This is a genomic window from Streptomyces sp. NPDC028928, from assembly GCF_055564915.1.
Genome location: NZ_JBVHVI010000012.1, coordinates 182,817 through 200,247 on the forward strand (window position 1 = coordinate 182,817; position 17,431 = coordinate 200,247).

Annotated in this window: 15 protein-coding genes; 5 read left to right on the forward strand and 10 right to left on the reverse strand. The window is 73.2% G+C overall.

Annotated elements, in window-relative coordinates; all coding sequences use genetic code 11:
- Positions 1-131 precede the first annotated feature (131 nt).
- From ACZ4U1_RS27850 to ACZ4U1_RS27890, 9 genes are all read right to left on the reverse strand, one after another.
- Positions 132-1,211, reverse strand: a complete 1,080-nt coding sequence (locus ACZ4U1_RS27850) for a hypothetical protein (RefSeq protein WP_467907040.1) — start codon at positions 1,209-1,211, stop codon at positions 132-134.
- A gap of 668 nt (positions 1,212-1,879) precedes the next feature.
- Positions 1,880-3,562 (reverse strand): glycosyltransferase, encoded by a 1,683-nt coding sequence (locus ACZ4U1_RS27855; RefSeq protein ID WP_467907041.1) that lies wholly within the window; start codon positions 3,560-3,562, stop codon positions 1,880-1,882.
- Positions 3,563-3,886: 324 nt separating this feature from the next.
- Positions 3,887-5,503, reverse strand: coding sequence for a dipeptide ABC transporter ATP-binding protein (locus tag ACZ4U1_RS27860; protein WP_467906898.1), 1,617 nt, complete (start codon positions 5,501-5,503; stop codon positions 3,887-3,889).
- Positions 5,500-6,498, reverse strand: coding sequence for an ABC transporter permease (locus tag ACZ4U1_RS27865; RefSeq protein ID WP_467906899.1), 999 nt, complete (start codon positions 6,496-6,498; stop codon positions 5,500-5,502). The genes ACZ4U1_RS27860 and ACZ4U1_RS27865 overlap by 4 nt, the downstream gene beginning before the upstream one ends.
- Positions 6,495-7,535, reverse strand: a complete 1,041-nt coding sequence (locus ACZ4U1_RS27870; protein ID WP_467906900.1) for an ABC transporter permease — start codon at positions 7,533-7,535, stop codon at positions 6,495-6,497. Before ACZ4U1_RS27870 ends, ACZ4U1_RS27865 begins: the two co-directional genes overlap by 4 nt.
- A gap of 4 nt (positions 7,536-7,539) precedes the next feature.
- Positions 7,540-9,258: an ABC transporter substrate-binding protein gene (locus ACZ4U1_RS27875; RefSeq protein WP_467906901.1), complete on the reverse strand. Its 1,719-nt coding sequence runs from the start codon at positions 9,256-9,258 to the stop codon at positions 7,540-7,542.
- 245 nt (positions 9,259-9,503) lie between these two features.
- Positions 9,504-9,599, reverse strand: a complete 96-nt coding sequence (locus ACZ4U1_RS27880) for an Ms4533A family Cys-rich leader peptide (RefSeq protein ID WP_311315088.1) — start codon at positions 9,597-9,599, stop codon at positions 9,504-9,506.
- Between the two features lie 56 nt (positions 9,600-9,655).
- Positions 9,656-11,023 carry a DUF3152 domain-containing protein gene (locus tag ACZ4U1_RS27885; RefSeq protein ID WP_467906902.1) on the reverse strand — a complete coding sequence of 456 codons (1,368 nt, stop codon included), beginning with the start codon at positions 11,021-11,023 and terminating at the stop codon, positions 9,656-9,658.
- An 8-nt stretch (positions 11,024-11,031) separates the two neighbouring features.
- Positions 11,032-12,036 (reverse strand): alpha/beta fold hydrolase, encoded by a 1,005-nt coding sequence (locus ACZ4U1_RS27890; RefSeq protein ID WP_467906903.1) that lies wholly within the window; start codon positions 12,034-12,036, stop codon positions 11,032-11,034.
- Between the two features lie 203 nt (positions 12,037-12,239).
- Between ACZ4U1_RS27890 and ACZ4U1_RS27895 the strand changes: the two genes are divergently transcribed.
- From ACZ4U1_RS27895 to ACZ4U1_RS27910, 4 genes are all read left to right on the forward strand, one after another.
- A complete protein-coding gene (locus tag ACZ4U1_RS27895; protein ID WP_467906904.1) occupies positions 12,240-12,473 on the forward strand; it encodes a hypothetical protein in 234 nt (77 codons plus the stop codon).
- 190 nt (positions 12,474-12,663) lie between these two features.
- Positions 12,664-13,305, forward strand: coding sequence for a TetR/AcrR family transcriptional regulator (locus ACZ4U1_RS27900; protein WP_356855333.1), 642 nt, complete (start codon positions 12,664-12,666; stop codon positions 13,303-13,305).
- Positions 13,306-13,442: 137 nt separating this feature from the next.
- The gene (locus ACZ4U1_RS27905; protein ID WP_055706876.1) at positions 13,443-13,670 is read left to right on the forward strand and encodes a DUF3107 domain-containing protein; all 228 of its coding nucleotides are present in this window, start codon (positions 13,443-13,445) and stop codon (positions 13,668-13,670) included.
- A 169-nt stretch (positions 13,671-13,839) separates the two neighbouring features.
- Positions 13,840-14,109 (forward strand): hypothetical protein, encoded by a 270-nt coding sequence (locus ACZ4U1_RS27910; RefSeq protein ID WP_467906905.1) that lies wholly within the window; start codon positions 13,840-13,842, stop codon positions 14,107-14,109.
- Between the two features lie 87 nt (positions 14,110-14,196).
- Here ACZ4U1_RS27910 and ACZ4U1_RS27915 read toward each other — a convergent pair whose 3' ends face one another.
- The gene (locus ACZ4U1_RS27915) at positions 14,197-14,943 is read right to left on the reverse strand and encodes a ferritin-like fold-containing protein (RefSeq protein WP_467906906.1); all 747 of its coding nucleotides are present in this window, start codon (positions 14,941-14,943) and stop codon (positions 14,197-14,199) included.
- A gap of 502 nt (positions 14,944-15,445) precedes the next feature.
- Between ACZ4U1_RS27915 and ACZ4U1_RS27920 the strand changes: the two genes are divergently transcribed.
- Positions 15,446-17,431: DEAD/DEAH box helicase (locus tag ACZ4U1_RS27920; protein WP_467906907.1), on the forward strand; the 1,986-nt coding region annotated here is incomplete at its 3' end.

Consider the following 17,431-nt stretch of genomic DNA (forward strand, 5'->3'; position numbering starts at 1 on the left):
GGCTCCTGCGGCTGCTCCGGAGGCGCCGGCGGCTCCGGACGCTCCGGCTCGGGAGGTGGTCATCTGGTGTTCTCCTTCAGAGGGGTGGTGCGGATGCCTCCGGCGGCCGGACCGGGCCGGTGGCGGAAGGTTCACTCGGGTGCTCCCGTGGGCGCGTGGGCCGAGGCCCGGGTCAGGGTGCGGCCGGCGTGCCACAGCAGGGCCAGGGCCGCGGTGCCGCAGGCGAGGACGGGTACGGCGGCCTCGCCCCAGGCGCCGGTGAGGGTCTCGACGGGGGCCGCCAGCAAGGCGCAGCCGGGCAGCCGGCCGGCCGGCGGCAGCGCCAGGGCCGCCGCCTCCGTGGCCGCCGCCGCGCCGAGCGCCAGGGCGGGTGCGTGCCGGTGCCGGTGCACGGTGAGCAGGCGGGCGAGCAGGAGCACGGCGCCCAGGCTGAGGGCCTGCGGAGGGGCCGCGGGCTCGTGCAGGACGGTGCCGCACAGAGCGAGCAGTGCGGCCAGGGCACCCAGGAACAGGGCGAAGGCGCCGGACAGCAGCGGTTTCGCGGCGGCCGTGAAGTCCCCCAGACCGCGGCTGCCGACGAGCCTGCGGCGGGCGCCGGCGGCCAGGAGGTGGGCGGACCAGGCCGCCGGGGCGCAGGCGGCCAGGAGGGCGAGGACGGGCGCGGTGGCCGTGGGCCAGGGGCCGTCCGGGGCTCCGGTGGGCGGGGCGTCGGGGCCGCCCGTCAGGACGGCGTGCAGCAGGCCGTCGCCGGCGAGGGCGTACCCGAGCAGCCAGAGCGTGCACACGCGCGTGCCGAGAGCGGTACGCCATGCGCGTGGGCCGGGCGGGCCGGCGAGCGGGCCGTGGCGCAGGGCCGCGCGCGTCGCGAGGGCGATGGCGAGGAGGCCGCCGAGTGCGACCAGCAGGCGGGGGTGTCCGTGGGTGAGGCGCAGTCCGGTCACCGTGGCCGCGCCGAGCGCGCCGGGCAGGAGGGTGAGCAGTACCCAGCCGGCGCGGACCCGGGGCACCGGCAGGGACTGGGTGTCCGGGCGCGGCTCTGCGGTGCGGGGCACGCGCGCGTACAGCTCCTCGGCGAGGGAGAACACGTCACGGTGGCGGAAGCGGGCGGCGGTGCGGTCGGTGACGCCGTGCGCCTCCAGCCCCGCCGCGATCTCCAGCGGGTCCACGGCGCGCTCGCACAGCTCACGGTGCCGGTGCAGCAGGGCTTTCACAGGGTCACCGGCCCCACGGCGCGGACTGGAGGCCCGTCGCCGCTCGGAGCCCACGTCCGCCGTCGCCTCCGCTGCGCCCCGGGGACCGGACGGGGTCCCCGAGGTGTCGCGGGTGGGGTCGGCCGAGGTTCCGGACTCGTGCCCGGTGCTCCGCCCGGCGAGACCGGCCGTCAGCCACTCCCCCGACCGCGCGTCCCAGGGATCGGCACCGCTGGGCATCCCGGGCCGGTCCGCCGGGGCCGACTCGCCGGGACACGCGGTGCCGGCCCCAACGGAGCCGTGTGCCGCGGCGGAAGCGGTCCGGCGCGGGGTGCCCTCCCCGGCGGAGCCGCACGCCCCTGCCGAAGCCGACCGACCCGAACTTCCCTCCCCGACCGAGCCGTACGCCGCAACGGACGCGGACCGACCCGAGCTGCCCTCCCCGGCGCAGCCATACGCCGCTGCGGAAGCGGTCCGGCGCGGGGTGCCCTCCCCGGCGGAGCCACACGCCGCAACGGACGCGGACCGACCCGCACTGCCCTCCCCGACCGAGCCACACGCCGCACCGGACGCAGACCGACCCGAACTTCCCTCCCCGACCGAGCCGCACGCCGCAGCGGACGCGGCCTCTGGGGATGCCGTCAAGCCCGAGCCGGCCCCCCTGCCGGCGGTCCGGCCGTTCAGGTCGCTCATCGTGCCCCCTCCGCGGCCAGCGGGGTCGCGCGGACCGGGGTGTGGGTGGCCCAGGCGGGGCCGGGGCGGGGCAGGACGCGGGCCGTGGGGCCGGTCCAGCGGCCGGGGACGTGGGACTCGGCCGGGGTGGCGAAGGGCAGGGGCTCGCCGGACTCGTCCAGGACGACCCGGCGGACCGGGCAGTGCGAGACGATCTCCAGGTAAATGCCGTGAAATGCCGTGATGTTCTGCTCGACGGTGAACAGTTCGAGCGCCCGGGCGCGCGCGGCGGCACCGAGGCGCTCACGGCGCTCGGGGTCGCGCAGCAGCGCCACGCACGCCTCGGCGAGCGCTCTGGGGTTGCGCGGGGGCACGACCAGCCCCGTGCCCCCGATGACCTCCACGACCGCGCCGACGTCCGTGGACACGGTGGCCCGGCCGCAGAACATGGCCTCGACGAGGCCGACCGGGAAGCCCTCCACGACGCTGGAGAGGACGACGACCGCGCCGGCGGCGTACGCGTCGGGCAGCGTCGGGGCCTCCGGCGCGCCGATCTGCTCGAAGGAGACGGGGTTGTCGCCGACGGCGTGTGCGCCCTCCGCCTCGTCCGGGAAGAGCTGTGCGGCGAGCGCCCGGCAGTGGCCGAGGTACTCCGCGCCCTCGGTGCCGGAGGGCGAACCGACGATCCGCAGGCGGGCCTCGGGTTCCTCCTTGCGGACCTCGGCGAACGCGTGCAGCAGGGACACGAGGTCCTTCGCGGGTTCGACGCGGCCGACCCAGACCAGGGTGTGCGGATCGGCCCGGTCCGGGGACTCGCCGACCTCGGCGAAGCGGTCGGCCGCCATGCCGGGGTACACCGTGCGGATCCGGGCGCGGTCGGCGCCGCACCGTTCCTGCCAGCGGCGGGCGTGCGCGTTGCCCGGGGTGAGGATGGCGGCGCGGCGGTAGACCTCGGCGGCGAGCCGGCCGTGGAAGGCGCCGAGCAGGGCGCGTACGGCGGGGGCGGCGGTGTCGGGGCCGAGGGTCAGGTAGTGCGAGCGCAGTTGTACGCCGTACTCGGTGACGAGCAGCGGTACGTCGCAGAAGTGCCGGGCGAGCAGTCCGGCGAGGGCGGCGGGGCCGCCGGTGGTGGCGTGGCAGAGGTCGGCCGCGCCGAGGGTGTCGTCGTCGTACCAGTCGAGGGAGAGGGGGCGCAGGGCGCGTTCGAGGTGGGCGGCGACGGCGAGCAGATCGGGTACGCGCGCCTCGTGCGCCGTGCGCAGCGCGTGCGGGGCACGGCAGGCGCGCTCCAGGGCGCGTACGGCGGTGTCGGAGCGCAGGGCGCCGACGAGTCCGCCCTTGTCGCGGGCGAGTTCGGCGAGTCCGTACAGCGCGCTGCCGAAACGGTCCGCCAGATGATCGGAGGCGTCCTGGGTCCCGGCGCGGGAGGCGCCCTCGGCCGAGACGCCCCCGGCGCACACGGCGGCCATCAGTTCGCCGTAGCACTCGGCGAAGCGCCGGCGCGTGCGCCATCCGTGCGTGACGCCGTCGTCCTCGGCCGTCCACAGCGGCGCCGTACGCAGCCGCCGGACCTGCGGCGGGAGCGGAACGCAGCCGTCGGCCTGCTGGCGCCGGCTGCGGCTGAGCGCGTAGACGTCGAACTCGTGCTGCCCGAGCCCGCGCACGAGCCGGTCGCACCAAAGCATGGCGTCACCGCTCACATACGGAAAGCCACCCTCGGTGAGCAGTCCTATGCGCACGTGTGCACCCCCGATCTCCCGTCTGGGGAGCCGCCTGCCGTGTCCCGGCGGCTCGCAGCGGGACGAACGTAAGGGGACAAGGCGGTGGGGGGGGGGGGGGGGGGGGGGGGGGGGGGGGGGGGGGGGGGGGGGGGGGGGGGGCCCCCCCCCCCCCCCCCCCACCAAAAGGGGTGAACGGTCGTAACTTTCGCGTGCGGGTCGCGTTCCGTCGCGCTAAGGGTTCACACGGTGATCGCCCGAGCGCGAAACGTTACGCCACCCGGGGCGCGGGCCGCGCGCCCGGCGCTATACGGCCGCCGGTGCGCGCCGGGCGGCGCGCCGCCGCGCCGCCAGCTCCGGGTCGAGCGCGGGTACGGCGGCCAGGAGCTGCCGGGTGTACGGCTCGCGCGGGCTGTCGTAGACCTCGTCAGCGGGCCCGTACTCGACGAGCCGGCCGCGCCGCATCACCGCCACCCGGTCGCTGACCTGGCGGACGACGGCGAGGTCGTGCGCGATGAACACCAGCGCGAGGCCGAGTTCCCGCTGGAGTTCGCCGAGCAGGGCGACCACCTGGGCCTGGGTGGTGACGTCGAGCGCGGAGACGGGCTCGTCGCAGACGATCACGCGCGGCTCGGCGGCGAGCGCCCGCGCGATGCCGATGCGCTGGCGCTGTCCGCCACTGAACTCGTGCGGGTAGCGGTCGTAGTGCGCCCCGTCGAGTCCCACGCGCTCCAGCAGCTCCCTCACACGCCCCCGGATGCGCTCCTCGTCCCGGTCGCCCCGCGCGCGCAGCGGGTCGGCGATGGACTCGCCCACGCTGCGGCGGGGGTTGAGGGAGGAGACGGGGTCCTGGAAGACCATCTGGACGGCCGGGTTCACCCCGGTGTGCGGGCGCCCTTCGTAGCGGATCTCGCCGGCGGTGGGGGCCAGCAGCCCGACGAGCATGCGGCCGAGCGTGGTCTTGCCGCTGCCGCTCTCGCCGACCACACCGAGGGTCTCCCCGCGCCGGACGGTCACCGAGACGTCGTCCACGGCCGTCAGCGCCCGCTTGCCGCGCCCGAACTCGCGCCGCACGCCGGTGGTCTCCAGCACGACCTCGTCGGTGGCCGGGGAGCCGGTCCGGCGGGCGTCCACGCGCGGGACGGCGTCGAGGAGTTCGCGGGTGTACGGCTCGGCGGGCGCCGTGAGGACCGCGCCGACCGGGCCGCGCTCGACGGCTCTGCCGTGCCGCATGACGAGGATGTCGTCCACGCTCTCGGCGGCCACGCCCACGTCGTGGGTGACGAGGAGCAGCCCCATGCCGGTCTCCTGGCGCAGTCCGTGCAGCAGGTCGAGGATCTGGGCCTGCACGGTGACGTCGAGCGCGGTGGTCGGCTCGTCGGCGATCAGCAGGTCCGGATCGCAGGCGAGGGCCATGGCGATGAGGGCGCGCTGGCGCATGCCGCCGCTGAACTCGTGCGGGCGGGACCGGGCCCGCCGTGCCGCGTCCGGGATGCCGACCCGCTCCAGGACCTCCACGGCACGCGCGCGTGCGGCGCGTCGCGACACGCGCGCGTGCACGCGATGGACCTCGGCGATCTGGTCGCCGATCGCGTAGTACGGGTCGAGCGAGGACAGCGGGTCCTGGAAGACCATGGCAGCCCTCGCGCCGCGCAGCCGGCGCAGTTCCTCGTCCGAGGCCGCCTGTACGTCGGTGCCGGCCACCCGCACCGAGCCGCCGACCCGGGCCCCGGTGCCCCGGTGCAGGCCCAGCAGGGCGCCCGCGACGGTGGACTTGCCGGAGCCGGACTCGCCGACCAGGGCGAGGGCGGCGCCCTTCGCCAGGCTGAAGGAGAGCCCGTCGACGGCGCGCAGGGCACCGAACTCGACGGTCAGGTCGGTGACGTCCACCAGGCTCGTGCCGGCCGCTTCCACCAGGCTCATGCGAGCACCACCCGTCGGTCGGCCACCGCGTACAGGACGTCCGCGACGGCGTTGGCGAGGACCACGAAGAAGCCGGTCACCAGAACCATGCCGACGACCACCGGCAGGTCGACGACCTTGACCGCGTGCACCAGTTCCTGGCCGATGCCGGGCAGTCCGAACAGGGTCTCGGTGAGGACGGCGCCGCCGATGGCCGAGCCGAAGGTGACCGCGTTGAGCGCGATGACGGAGGCCGTCGCGCCGCGCAGCGCGTGCCGGACGATCACCGCGCGCTCACCGACGCCGTACGCCCGGAAGGTGCGGATGTGGTCCTCGGCCAGCGTCTCCAGCATCGACGCCCGGGTCAGCCGGGCGAAGTTGGCCGCCTCGATGAGGGCGAGGGAGAGCCAGGGCAGCAGCAGGTTCCACGCCCATTGTTCGGGGTCGTCGGTGAAGTCGACGTACTGCGGGAAGGGCAGCAGCTGGAGTTCGCCGCAGACGACGATCATCAGGACCAGGCCGATGACGAAGACGGGCGTGGCGACGCCGGCGAGGGTGACCGCGGTCAGGACGCGTTCGGAGAGCCGGCCGCGCCGCCAGGCGGACAGCACGCCGGTGCCGACGCCGAGCAGCAGCCAGATCACCATCGCGCCGAGCACCAGCGAGAAGCTCACCGGCAGCTTGGCCAGGATGATGTCGGTGACCTGCTGGTCGCTCTGGTACGACTGGCCGAGGCAGGGCGCCGGGCAGTGCTCCACGGAGGTGCCCGTCGAGAAGTCCTGGCCCACGAAGATGCCCTGCAGGAAGTGCCAATAGCGCACGTACAGCGGGTCGTCGAGATGGAGTTGCTGGGCCACCTGGTGGACCTGGGCCGGGGAGCAGCGCGGCCCGCAGGTGATCTGGGCGACGTTGCCGGGGGTGACGTAGAAGACGACGTAGATGACCACCGAGAGCACGAACAGGGTGACCACGGCGCCGATGACCCGGCGCAGGACGAAGCCGGTGAAGCCGCTCACGGCTGCTCCTCCTTCCTCGGTTCGCCGGTGGGTACGGCCGTCTCGGCGCGTGCCTCCCGCTTGCGGCCGGTGCCGATGCGCAGGCGCGAGGCGGCGCGCGGGTCCAGGGCGACGCGGACGCCGTCGCCGAGGACGGTCATCGCGACCACGGTCACGAACAGGGCGAGCGCGGGCAGCAGCAGGTACTGCGGGGCCGCCTGGTACCAGACGTCGGCGGAGGTGAGCATCTGGCCCCACGAGGGGGTGGGCGGCTTCACGCCGACGCCGAGGAAGGACAGGGCCGCCTCGGCACTGATGTTCGACGGGATCAGCAGCGCGGCGTAGGTGATGACCGGCGCGGCGAGGCCCGGGAGCAGTTCGCGTACGGCGGTCCGCCAGGTGCTCCAGCCGCTGAGCCGGGACGCGGCGACGTAGTCGAGGTTCTTCAGGGCGAGGGTCTGCGCGCGCACCATCGTGGCCGTGGTGGCCCACCCGGAGACCAGGGCGATGATCAGCGCGACCAGGACGGGGCGCGGGAAGCTGCCCGGCACGATGGCCAGCAGCGCCAGCGCCATGATCATCAGTGGCATGGAGACGAAGATGTCGGTGACGCGGCTCAGGACCAGGTCGACCCAGCGGTTGCCCAGTCCGGCGGCCACGCCCACGGCGACGCCGAGCACGACCTGGACCAGCGTGGCACCCAGCGACACGCCCAGCGAGACCCGCGCGCCGTAGACCAGCCGGGCGAACATGTCGCGTCCGGTCTGCGGTTCGACGCCCAGCCAGTGGTCGGCGCTCATGCCGCCGAAGGAGCCGAGAGGCACGCCCCCGCGCGCGGAGTCGATCAGAGTGGGGTGGTAGGTGGTGGGGTCCTGACCCTCCAGGGCGGTGAGCAGCGGCGCGGCGAGCGCGACCAGGACGAGCAGCGCGACGACGGCCGCGGCGACCAGGGCGGCCCGCTGCGCCCGCAGCCGCCGCCAGAACTGACGTGCCCCCGAGACCGCCGGGACGGAGATGTCCGTCCCGGCGGTCTCGACGGCGGCAAGTGCCTCGCTCACGGCGCTACTTCACCGCGACCTGGGAGATGTCCAGGACGCCGGTCCAGTCGCTGATGACGACGTTCTTGACGTCCGAGCCGTACAAACGCTTGTAGACGGGGTGGAACAGCGGCACGACGAGGGCCTTCTCGCCGATCTTCTTGTCCAGTGCACCCCATCGCTGGGCGGCGGCGTCAAGGTCGGTCAACTTGTTGATCGCGTCAATCTCGTCATTGACCGACTTGTCGTTCAGCTGGCCCGTGTTGAAGTTCGCTCCATCCTTGACGATCTGCCGGCCGTCGAAGATGGGCGCGAGGAAGGGGCCGCCGGACGGCCAGTCCGCACCCCAGTGGGCGAGGAAGAGGCCCGGCTCGTTCTTCACGCTGTGGATCTTGTCCCGGTAGTCGTTGTCCTCCAGGCCCTGCAGCCTGACCGTGATACCGGCCTTCTTGAGCGCGTCCTGGACGGCGGTGGCGATCTCCGGGCTGGTCTCGAAGTCCTTGTTGTTGGAGTGGGTCAGCGTGATGCTGAGCCCGCTCTTGTAACCGGCCTGCGCCAGCAGTTCCTTGGCCTTGGCCGCGTTGCCGGACGCGCCCGCCGGGAACGGGTCGTACGGCGTGTAGCCGAAGGACTTCTGGTTCGGCAGGAAGGTGGTGGCGGGTTCGGCGAGGGAGCTGCCGCCGGCCGCGTTGACCACGGAGGACCGGTCGATGGCGTACGCGACGGCCTGGCGCACCTTGGGGTTGTCGAACGGCTTCACCTTCGGGTTGAAGGCGAGGTAGTTCGTGTAGCCGAAGTGGCCGGTACCCACGCGCGCGGCCAGCTTCCTGTCGCCGGTCACCTTGGCGAGTTCGGCCGGGCCGAGGTTGGTGTCCGTGGTGACGGCGGCGGCGTCCGCACCCTGGGACGCGGACAGCCGCTGGTTGATCACCGAGGAGTCGAGTCCGGAGCGCACGTCGATGGTGTCCGGGTAGGCCTTGCGCTCTTCGTCGGTCGCCGCCGACCAGTACGTGTTGCGCTCCAGGACGAGATGCTCGCCGTCGTTCTCGTTCTTGACGACCTTGTACGGCCCGGAGGAGACCGGGTGCGACTCGTACTTGGTGCCGGTGTCCTTGCTCTTGGGCACCGGGGTGAACTGCGTCTGCGTGGCGAGGTACGGGAACTCGCCCTCGGGCTTGTTCAGGTGGAAGACGATGGTCCGGGCGTCCGGCGTCTCGATCGCGGACAGTCCCTTCTTGTCCTTGTAGGGCCCCTGGTAGTCGGCGGCGCCGACCAGCCAGTCCCGCAAGTAGGGGGCGCCACCGGAGAGTTCGGGGGCGAAGGAGCGCTCGATGCCGTACTTGATGTCGGCCGAGGTGATCGGCGTGCCGTCCTCGTACTTCAGGCCCGTCTTCAGGGTGTACGTCCACACGGTCGCGTCCTTGTTGGGGCGCCCGGTGTCGGTGGCGAGGTCGGGGACGACCTTGGCGCCGGCCGCGCCGTTCTCGCGGTTGCGCGTGGTGAGGGTGCGGAAGACCAGCGAAGGGACGTTTCCGCCACCGGAGGTGTACAGCCGCGCGGGGTCGAAGTCGGTCTGCGGCTCGGAGTTCAGGACCGTGAGCGTGCCGCCCTTGTGGGGCGCGGAGTCGCCACCGGAACCCTTGGCATCGCTGTCCTCAGGGCCGCAGGCGGCGGCGCCCGCTGCCACGACCAGGCTGACGGATGCCGCTGCCACGCGGCGCGCTATGACGGACGGTTGACGCATCGGAATGACGACCTCTCGGGTGACGTGACGGGGTTGATCAAGAGTTGATCAAGGGTCGATCGAGGGCTTCTCGGAGACCTCTGGATCGCCGCTCGATCGTTTCTCGATGGGTGAGACATGTGGACGAGGAGTGAGACGGCTGCGGGCAGACGTCGGCCCCGGCGTCGGGTCGTCGAAAAGTCCGTGACGCGGTCACGGACGGAGAGGGAGAAAAGAGTCGCGACGCGAACGCCGGGGAGGCGGCGTCAGCGACAGTGGATGTCGGCCACGCAGAGTGCGGTCACACCGATGAGCGCCAGCTCGATGGCGGCGCTGGTGGAGACGGCATGACTAGACCACATGCGCAGAAATATGGAGGAACAGACGGCTCATGTCAATGTGACGTAAGTGAAGCCCGTCAACTCGTGGGGTACGGCCAGGGGTTGGGCCGGCAGTGGATCCCGTCGTGGTCGAGGAACTTGGTCTGCTGCTGCATGACGGGGGCCGGCTCGCCGTCCTTCTGGCAGGTGACATGGCCGTAGCCCAGCCGGTGGCCGACTTCATGGTTGATCAACATTTGCCGGTACGCATGGATCCGGTCACCGTATGTCTTGCTGCCTTGAGCCCACCGGTACGCATTGATCATGACGCGTTCGGTCGCGGCGGAGTCGCAGGAGACGTTGTCCTCGGTGGTGTCCAGGCCGGACTTGGCGCACCACTTGGCGGTGGTGCCGGGGCTGGCCAGCGTGATCACGAAGTCCGGTTTGCCGGAGGAGATGCGCTCGAAGGTGCGGGCACCGCCGTGCGCCCAGCTGCGCTTGTCGTTCAGAGTCTGCTGCACGGCCTCGGCGAACAGCGCGCCGTCCAGCCCCAGCCCCTGCTCGACGTCGACGCGGTACCGGTACTTCTGCCCGGTGCCGGGGGCCTTGTCGAAACCGGGCACGGCGTCGAACTTCCCCGGCCCGGCCAGCGTGGCCCCGAGGGGGTACTTCCTGCCCATCTTCTGGTCGTACGTCAGCGCCACCGCGCTCGGCACGCCGGAGGGCGCCGGCGCGCCCGCGACGTCCCCGGGGGTACGCGTGTCGTGGGTCTGGCCGGCGGCGGACTGCGACTGCGCGTCGCCGTCCCGGCCCTCGGTCACCTGACCGGCGACGACCACCGCGAGGACGGTGGTGACGGCAGCCGCCGCGATGCCGGTGAAGGCCCACCCCTTGGTCCCGCCGCGCTGCGCGGGCACAGCGGCGCCGGACGCGGAGGCCCCGGCTTCCTCGGTGTCCCGGGGGTCGCGGGTTCCCCTGGTGTCGTCGGTGCCGGCTCCGGCGCCTTCGAAGGCGTCCAGGTACTCCTGCCGGGGGCCACGGCGGCGCCGCGCCCCACCCGGGCCCGGAGCGCCCGGGCCCGGAGCACCCGGCTCCGCCTGCCGCTGCCGGGGCAACACGACACCGGGCCCGCCGGTACCGCCCGCCCGCCCGGCGAACTCCCCCCAGCCGCCGCCGGGTTCCCGCTGCTCGGGATGCCCACCACGCGCCCCCGGCACCGGCGCGCCACCGCCGGCCCTCGGCACACCATGCGCGGGAGTGCCGTCGTAAGCCCTCGGCACCCCGCGCGCCGGAGTACCGTCGGGAAACCCGGGAGCACCGCCAGGAACCCCCTGGACACCGCCAGGAACCCCGGGCGCGTCGCCCCTGTCGTCGTCGGAGCGTGCGCCCCGTCGCTCCCCCCGCCGTGCGGCTATGTCCGCGGAGTCGCTCTTCGGGGCCGGTCCGCGGCGGCTGTGGCGTCCCACCCTGGCCCTCAGCCCCTCACGCCGGTGACTGCGGCGTCGGCGTGGACGCCCTCGCCGGAGCCGTCCGCCTGCGCCAGGAGTTCCCGGACCGCACCCGCCACCACGTCCGGGTACTCCATCATCGCCACATGCCCGGCGTCCGGCAGGGACAGCAGACGGGAGTCACGGAAGGCGCGGGCGGCCCTGCGGGCCATGCGGAAGCCGACGAGCTGGTCCCGGCCGCCGTAGATCAGCAGGGTGGGGGCGAGCACCCGCTCGGCCTGGCGCCACAGCCCGTGCTGTCCGCCGAGCGTGTAGGCGTTGACGATCCCGCGCGCGGAGCGGGCCATCGCGTCCCAGAAGTACGGCAGCTGCAGCCGCCGCTCCAGCTCCTCGACGGCATACCGGAACGCCTCCGGCGAAACCCGCCCGGGGTCGCCGTAGCAGAGCGCCATGACCCCGCGCACCCGCTGCTCGGCCGTCCACTCCTTGGTGAGCCGGGTGAACAGGGCGGCGATGCCGGGCACGGCGAGCAGCCCCGTCGGCACCGCGGTGCGCTGCACCCGCAGCTCGGGCAGGGCGGGCGAGACCAGCGTGAGCGTACGGACCAGGTCGGGGCGTACGGCGGCCACGCGCGTGGTGACCGCGCCGCCGAGCGAGTTGCCGAAGAGGTGGACCGGGCCGCGGCCGGACGCGTCGAGATAGCGGATCACCGCGCGCGCGTGCCCGGTGACGGAGTAGTCGCCGTCGTCCGGGGGCGGGGAGTCGCCGAAGCCCGGCAGGTCGACCGCCTCGCTGTCGACGACACCGTCCAGCTCGGCCATGAGCGAGGACCAGTTCTGCGAGGAGCCGCCGAGCCCGTGGACGTACAGCGCGGGCGGCAGGCCCTCGCGCGCGGGGCGCCGGGAACGGACCGACAGGGTGACGCCGGGCAGGCCCACGGACCGCAGCCGCTCGCCCTCTCCGACCCGGACGGGCGCCACCTTGGGAAGCACACTGGCGGCCGGCAGGGACGGCGACTCGGTCGAAGACATGCGGCAATGTTACGAGGTGATCACGTCACGCCGGGGTTCGTGTGTCGGCCGTCACAGAGTGAACCGTACGGAGCTGGAGAACCGGTGCGGCGAACGGCCCTGACGGCATGGCGTCAGGATCAGCTGTCTCCTAGGCTCGTACAGAGGGCACCCGCGTGTGGCCCCTGCTCTATCCAGGGACGTTCGTAGGAAGGGAGCCCACCATGGCCTATGACCCCACAGAGCCCGACGCGATCGAGGACATCGAGGAGCTGGAGGCCGACGCCTTGCAGGAGCGGGACGTCGAGGCGCCCGAGGTGGACGCCGCCGAGCAGCACGCGGACATCACGCCGGACCGCGACGACCCCCTGACGGGAATGGACCCGGCCCGTGGGAACGTGGCCGATCTGGTCGAACAGGCGCGCGTGGTGTCTCTCGACGAGGACGACTACCGCTGACCTCGCAGGACCGCCACCGCTGACCTCGCAGGACCGCGCGGGACCCGGCCTGCCGCAGCAGGCGGGCCGTACCGCCTTTCGCCGTCGTCCGGTACGTGAAATTCTGCGCCCGCACCGCGCACACCAGGGTTACCGAAACGTACGATGGCGGCGCGGCCGACACCGCATGTGGACGACTTTGGGAGGCGGCGTGACAGCCATCGAGCAAACTGAGGCAGCACGCCCACGTGGCACCCGCCTGCCGCGCCGAGCCCGGCGGAACCAGTTGCTGGGCGCCGCTCAGGAGGTTTTCGTCGCGCAGGGGTACCACGCGGCGGCGATGGACGACATCGCCGAGCGGGCCGGCGTGAGCAAGCCGGTGCTCTACCAGCACTTCCCCGGCAAGCTCGACCTCTACCTCGCCCTGCTGGACCAGCACTGCGAGTCGCTGATCCAGTCCGTGCGCGGCGCGCTGGCGTCGACGACCGACAACAAGCAGCGCGTCCGGGCGACGATGGACGCCTACTTCGCGTACGTGGAGGACGACGGCGGGGCCTTCCGGCTGGTCTTCGAGTCGGACCTGACGAACGAGCCCGCCGTGCGCGAGCGCGTGGACAAGGTCACCAACGAGTGCGCCGAGGCGATCTGCGACGTCATCGCCGAGGACACGGGCCTCTCGCGCGCGGAGTCCATGCTGCTGGCCTCCGGCCTCGGCGGACTCGCCCAGGTGGTGGCCCGTTCCTGGCTGCACAGCGACCGCAGCGTCCCGCGCGATCAGGCGGTGCAGCTGCTGACCTCGCTGGCCTGGCGGGGCATCGCCGGTTTCCCGCTGCACGGCACCGAGCACCACTGAGGTTTGCGTTTGTTCCCGCGCGGTGTTCGCTCCTGGCGTTCCGGCCCGCAGCGTGTACATCCCCTCACCGGGCTAATGTGTGCAGCGTAGGGCGCGGATGGATCGCGCACATCACTGACCGTCGGAGGGACATAGCCGTGGAGGTCAAGATCGGCGTGCAGCACGCGCCCCGCGAGATCGTTCTGGAGAGCGGTCAGAGCGTCGAGGAGGTCGAGCGCGTGGTGGCCGAGGCGCTGGCCGGCAAGACGGGGCTGCTGAGCCTCCAGGACGAGAAGGGCCGCAAGGTCCTGGTGCCGACGGACCGTCTGGCGTACGTCGACATCGGCGAGCCGACCGTGCGCAAGGTGGGCTTCGGCGCGCTGTAGGCGACAGTCGTGCGAAGGGCCCGGCGGCCGTGTGCCGCCGGGCCCTTCCGCGTCCGCCACGCACACAGACGGAGCACAACTCCTCCACAGCGCAGGATTGCAATCCGCAGGTCACGGGTATGACGGGCTACGACCGTCGAGCCAGACCGGCCGTGGGAGGGACCCCTACATGATCCTCGAAGCACTCGGCTCCGCCGTGCTCGGTCTGATCCTCGCGTGGGCGGCGACGCACCGTCTCGCCCACCGGCTGCCGGCCCGTCCGCTGGTGTACTGCACGGGCGGTGCCGGAGCCCTCTTCGGCGACTTCGTCACCCACACCGCCCTGGGCCCCGGCACCGCCCTGCTCAGCCTGCTGGGCGCCGCGATCATCTCGGTGGCGTCCCTGTCCCTGCTCCTGCGCCCGACAGGCCGCCTGCGCCGCCGATCAGCGACGGCGTAGCCGAGCCGTCAGGGGCGCGGGGAACTGCGCGAGCAACCCCGACGGACCCGCAGCCACGAGACGACGCGCACCCACCCCCACGGAGTGCTACGCCGCGAGGCCCAGCGCGGCCATCCGCTTCGTGTGCGCCTCCGTGATCCGCGAGAACATCTTCCCGACCTCCGCGAGATCGAACCCGTCGGCCACCCCGCCCACGAGCATCGTGGACAGCGCGTCGCGGTCCGCGACCACCCGCTGGGACTGCGACAGCGCCTCCCCCATCAGCCGGCGTGCCCACAGCGCCAGCCGGCCGCCCACCCGCGGGTCGGCGTCGATCGCGGCCCGCACCTTCTCCACGGCGAACCCGGCGTGCCCGGTGTCGTCCAGCACGGCCAGCACCAGCTCGCGCGTGTCGGAGTCGAGCCGGGCCGCGACCTCCCGGTAGAAGTCGCTCGCGATCGAGTCGCCGACGTACGCCTTGACCAGGCCCTCCAGCCAGTCCGACGGAGCGGTCTGCTTGTGGAAACCGTCGAGCGCGGCCACGAACGGGTCCATCGCGGCCGTAGGCTCCTCGCCGATCTCGGTCAGCCGGTCCCGCAGCCGCTCGAAGTGGTGGAACTCGGCCGAGGCCATCTTCGCCAGCTCCGCCTTGTCCGCGAGGGTCGGCGCCAGCTTGGCGTCCTCCGCGAGCCGCTCGAACGCGGCCAGCTCCCCGTACGCGAGCGCGCCGAGCAGATCCACGACCGCGGCGCGGTACTGCGGGTCGGCGGACGCCTGCGCCCAGTCCTGGGCGGCGACACCGGTGGGTTCGGCGGATTCGGCGGACGCGTTCTCAGGCTTGTCAGAGCTAGTCATGAGGCGCACAATAGCCCGCTTGACGCGCCGCTCAAGCCCTGGTCAACGAGTGTGACCACGACTACGTGACCAAATCGGCCATCGCATGTGCGCGATTCCGGGGTATGGTGGTAATGCGCCTGCCAGAGTGCGTCGACGATGCTCGACGTTCCCGACAGGCCGCACGCATGAGGATGCCCGGTCGGTGGCCCGATCGGCTCCGACCCGACAGCCCTCCAAGGCCGTACGGCAGTGATCGTACGACGGCAGGAGGGACCCTCAGCGGTACGAGCGCTAGAGCGTCGGCAGAGGTCCCGTGTCATACGGCTCGCCCGAGTGGTTGGTCCGTACGGCAGCCGACGTCCCCGGCACGGTCAGACATGACCCCCGCTCGCTCGCCTCGCACCGCGCACACAGAAGAGGCAGCACCCTGACTACGACGTTTCGTGAACTCGGAATCCTCCCCGAGACCGCCGAGGCCCTGGAAGCCGTCGGCATCATCACCCCCTTCCCCATCCAGGAGATGACGCTCCCCGTCGCCCTTTCCGGCACGGACGTCATCGGCCAGGCCAAGACCGGCACCGGCAAGACGCTGGGCTTCGGCCTCCCGCTCCTCGAGCGCGTCACCGTCCCCGCCGACGTCGAGGCCGGACGCGCCGCCCCCGAGGCCCTCACCGACGCCCCGCAGGCGCTCGTCGTCGTCCCCACGCGCGAGCTGTGCACCCAGGTCACCAACGACCTGCTGACGGCCGGCAAGGTCCGTAACGTGCGCGTGCTGGCGATCTACGGCGGCCGGGCCTACGAGCCCCAGGTGGAGGCCCTCAAGAAGGGCGTCGACGTGGTCGTCGGCACCCCGGGCCGGCTGCTGGACCTCGCGGGCCAGAAGAAGCTGAACCTGAAGCACGTCAAGTGCCTGGTCCTGGACGAGGCCGACGAGATGCTCGACCTGGGCTTCCTGCCCGACGTCGAGAAGATCATCAACCTGCTGCCGGCCAAGCGCCAGACCATGCTGTTCTCGGCGACCATGCCGGGCGCGGTCATCGGCCTCGCCCGCCGCTACATGTCCCGGCCCACGCACATCCGCGCCACCGCGCCGGACGACGAGGGCGTGACGGTCGCGAACATCAAGCAGTTCGTCTACCGCGCGCACAACATGGACAAGCCGGAGATGGTCGCCCGCATCCTGCAGGCCGAGGGCCGCGGACTGGCGATGATCTTCTGCCGGACCAAGCGCACGGCGGCCGACATCGCCGAGCAGCTGGAGCGTCGCGGCTTCGCCGCCGGCGCGGTCCACGGCGACCTCGGCCAGGGCGCCCGTGAGCAGGCACTGCGCGCCTTCCGCAACGGCAAGGTCGACGTCCTCGTCTGCACCGACGTCGCCGCGCGCGGCATCGACGTCGAGGGCGTGACCCACGTCATCAACTACCAGTCCCCCGAGGACGAGAAGACGTACCTGCACCGGGTCGGCCGTACCGGTCGCGCGGGCGCCAAGGGTACGGCGATCACGTTCGTCGACTGGGACGACATCCCGCGCTGGCAGCTGATCAACAAGGCGCTGGAGCTGGACTTCAACGACCCGGTGGAGACGTACTCCAGCTCCCCGCACCTGTTCTCCGACCTCGGCATCCCCGAGGGCACGAAGGGCACCCTGCCGCGCTCCGAGCGGACCCGCGCCGGTCTGGACGCGGAGGAGCTGGAGGACCTGGGCGAGACCGGCGGACGTGGCGCGCGCGGCCGGGGCCGCGGTGACCGTGGCGGCCGTGCCGACCGCACCGAGCCGGCCCCGGCCGAGCGTGAGCGTCCGGCCCGTACGCCGCGCCGGCGCCGCCGCACCCGCGGTGGCGCGCCGGTGGACGCCTCCCCCGCCGCGCCGGTCGCCGAGACCGCCGGTACGGAGGAGACCCCCGCGGCCCGCACCCCGCGCCGCCGTCGCCGTACCCGCGGCGGGGCGCCGGCGGAGCCGGTGACGGCCGCCACGGCACCCACGACGACCGTCGAGGCCGCCGGCACCGCCGCCGTCGAGACAGTGGCCACGGCCGAGGGCCCCGCCGTCCTGGACACGCCGGAGAAGCCGCGCCGCCGCCGCACGCGGAAGACGGCCGAGCCGGAGACTCCGGTGACCGAGTCCGCCGTGGCGCCCGCTGCGGCGACCGAGCCGGTGACGGAGCCGGCCGCGGCGAAGGCCCCGGTGGCCGAGCCCGTTGCCGAGCCCGTGATCGCGGACAGCCCGGTGACGGAGCCCGAGGCCGCTCCGGCCGCGGAGACCAAGCCGCGCCGCCGCACCCGGAAGACGGCCGAGCCGGCCCCTCAGCCGGAGGCGGCACCGGACACGGCCGAGGCCACCGAGGCCAAGCCGCGCCGCACGCGCAAGACCGCCGCTGCCGCCGAGGCGGCCGTGGACACGGCCGAGGCCGCCGAGGCCAAGCCCCGCCGCCGCACCCGCAAGGCTGCGGAGCCGGCCACGCCCGACGCCCCCGAGGCCGAGGCCAAGCCGCGCCGCACCCGCAAG

Bases quoted from the DNA above. Each gene is read 5' to 3' on its own strand.
- ACZ4U1_RS27860 (WP_467906898.1), bottom strand. From the start codon at position 5,503: ATGAGCCTGGTGGAAGCGGCCGGCACGAGCCTGGTGGACGTCACCGAC.
- ACZ4U1_RS27875 (WP_467906901.1), bottom strand. From the start codon at position 9,258: ATGCGTCAACCGTCCGTCATAGCGCGCCGCGTGGCAGCGGCATCCGTC.
- ACZ4U1_RS27880 (WP_311315088.1), bottom strand. From the start codon at position 9,599: ATGTGGTCTAGTCATGCCGTCTCCACCAGCGCCGCCATCGAGCTGGCG.
- ACZ4U1_RS27890 (WP_467906903.1), bottom strand. From the start codon at position 12,036: ATGTCTTCGACCGAGTCGCCGTCCCTGCCGGCCGCCAGTGTGCTTCCC.
- ACZ4U1_RS27895 (WP_467906904.1), top strand. From the start codon at position 12,240: ATGGCCTATGACCCCACAGAGCCCGACGCGATCGAGGACATCGAGGAG.
- ACZ4U1_RS27910 (WP_467906905.1), top strand. From the start codon at position 13,840: ATGATCCTCGAAGCACTCGGCTCCGCCGTGCTCGGTCTGATCCTCGCG.
- ACZ4U1_RS27915 (WP_467906906.1), bottom strand. From the start codon at position 14,943: ATGACTAGCTCTGACAAGCCTGAGAACGCGTCCGCCGAATCCGCCGAA.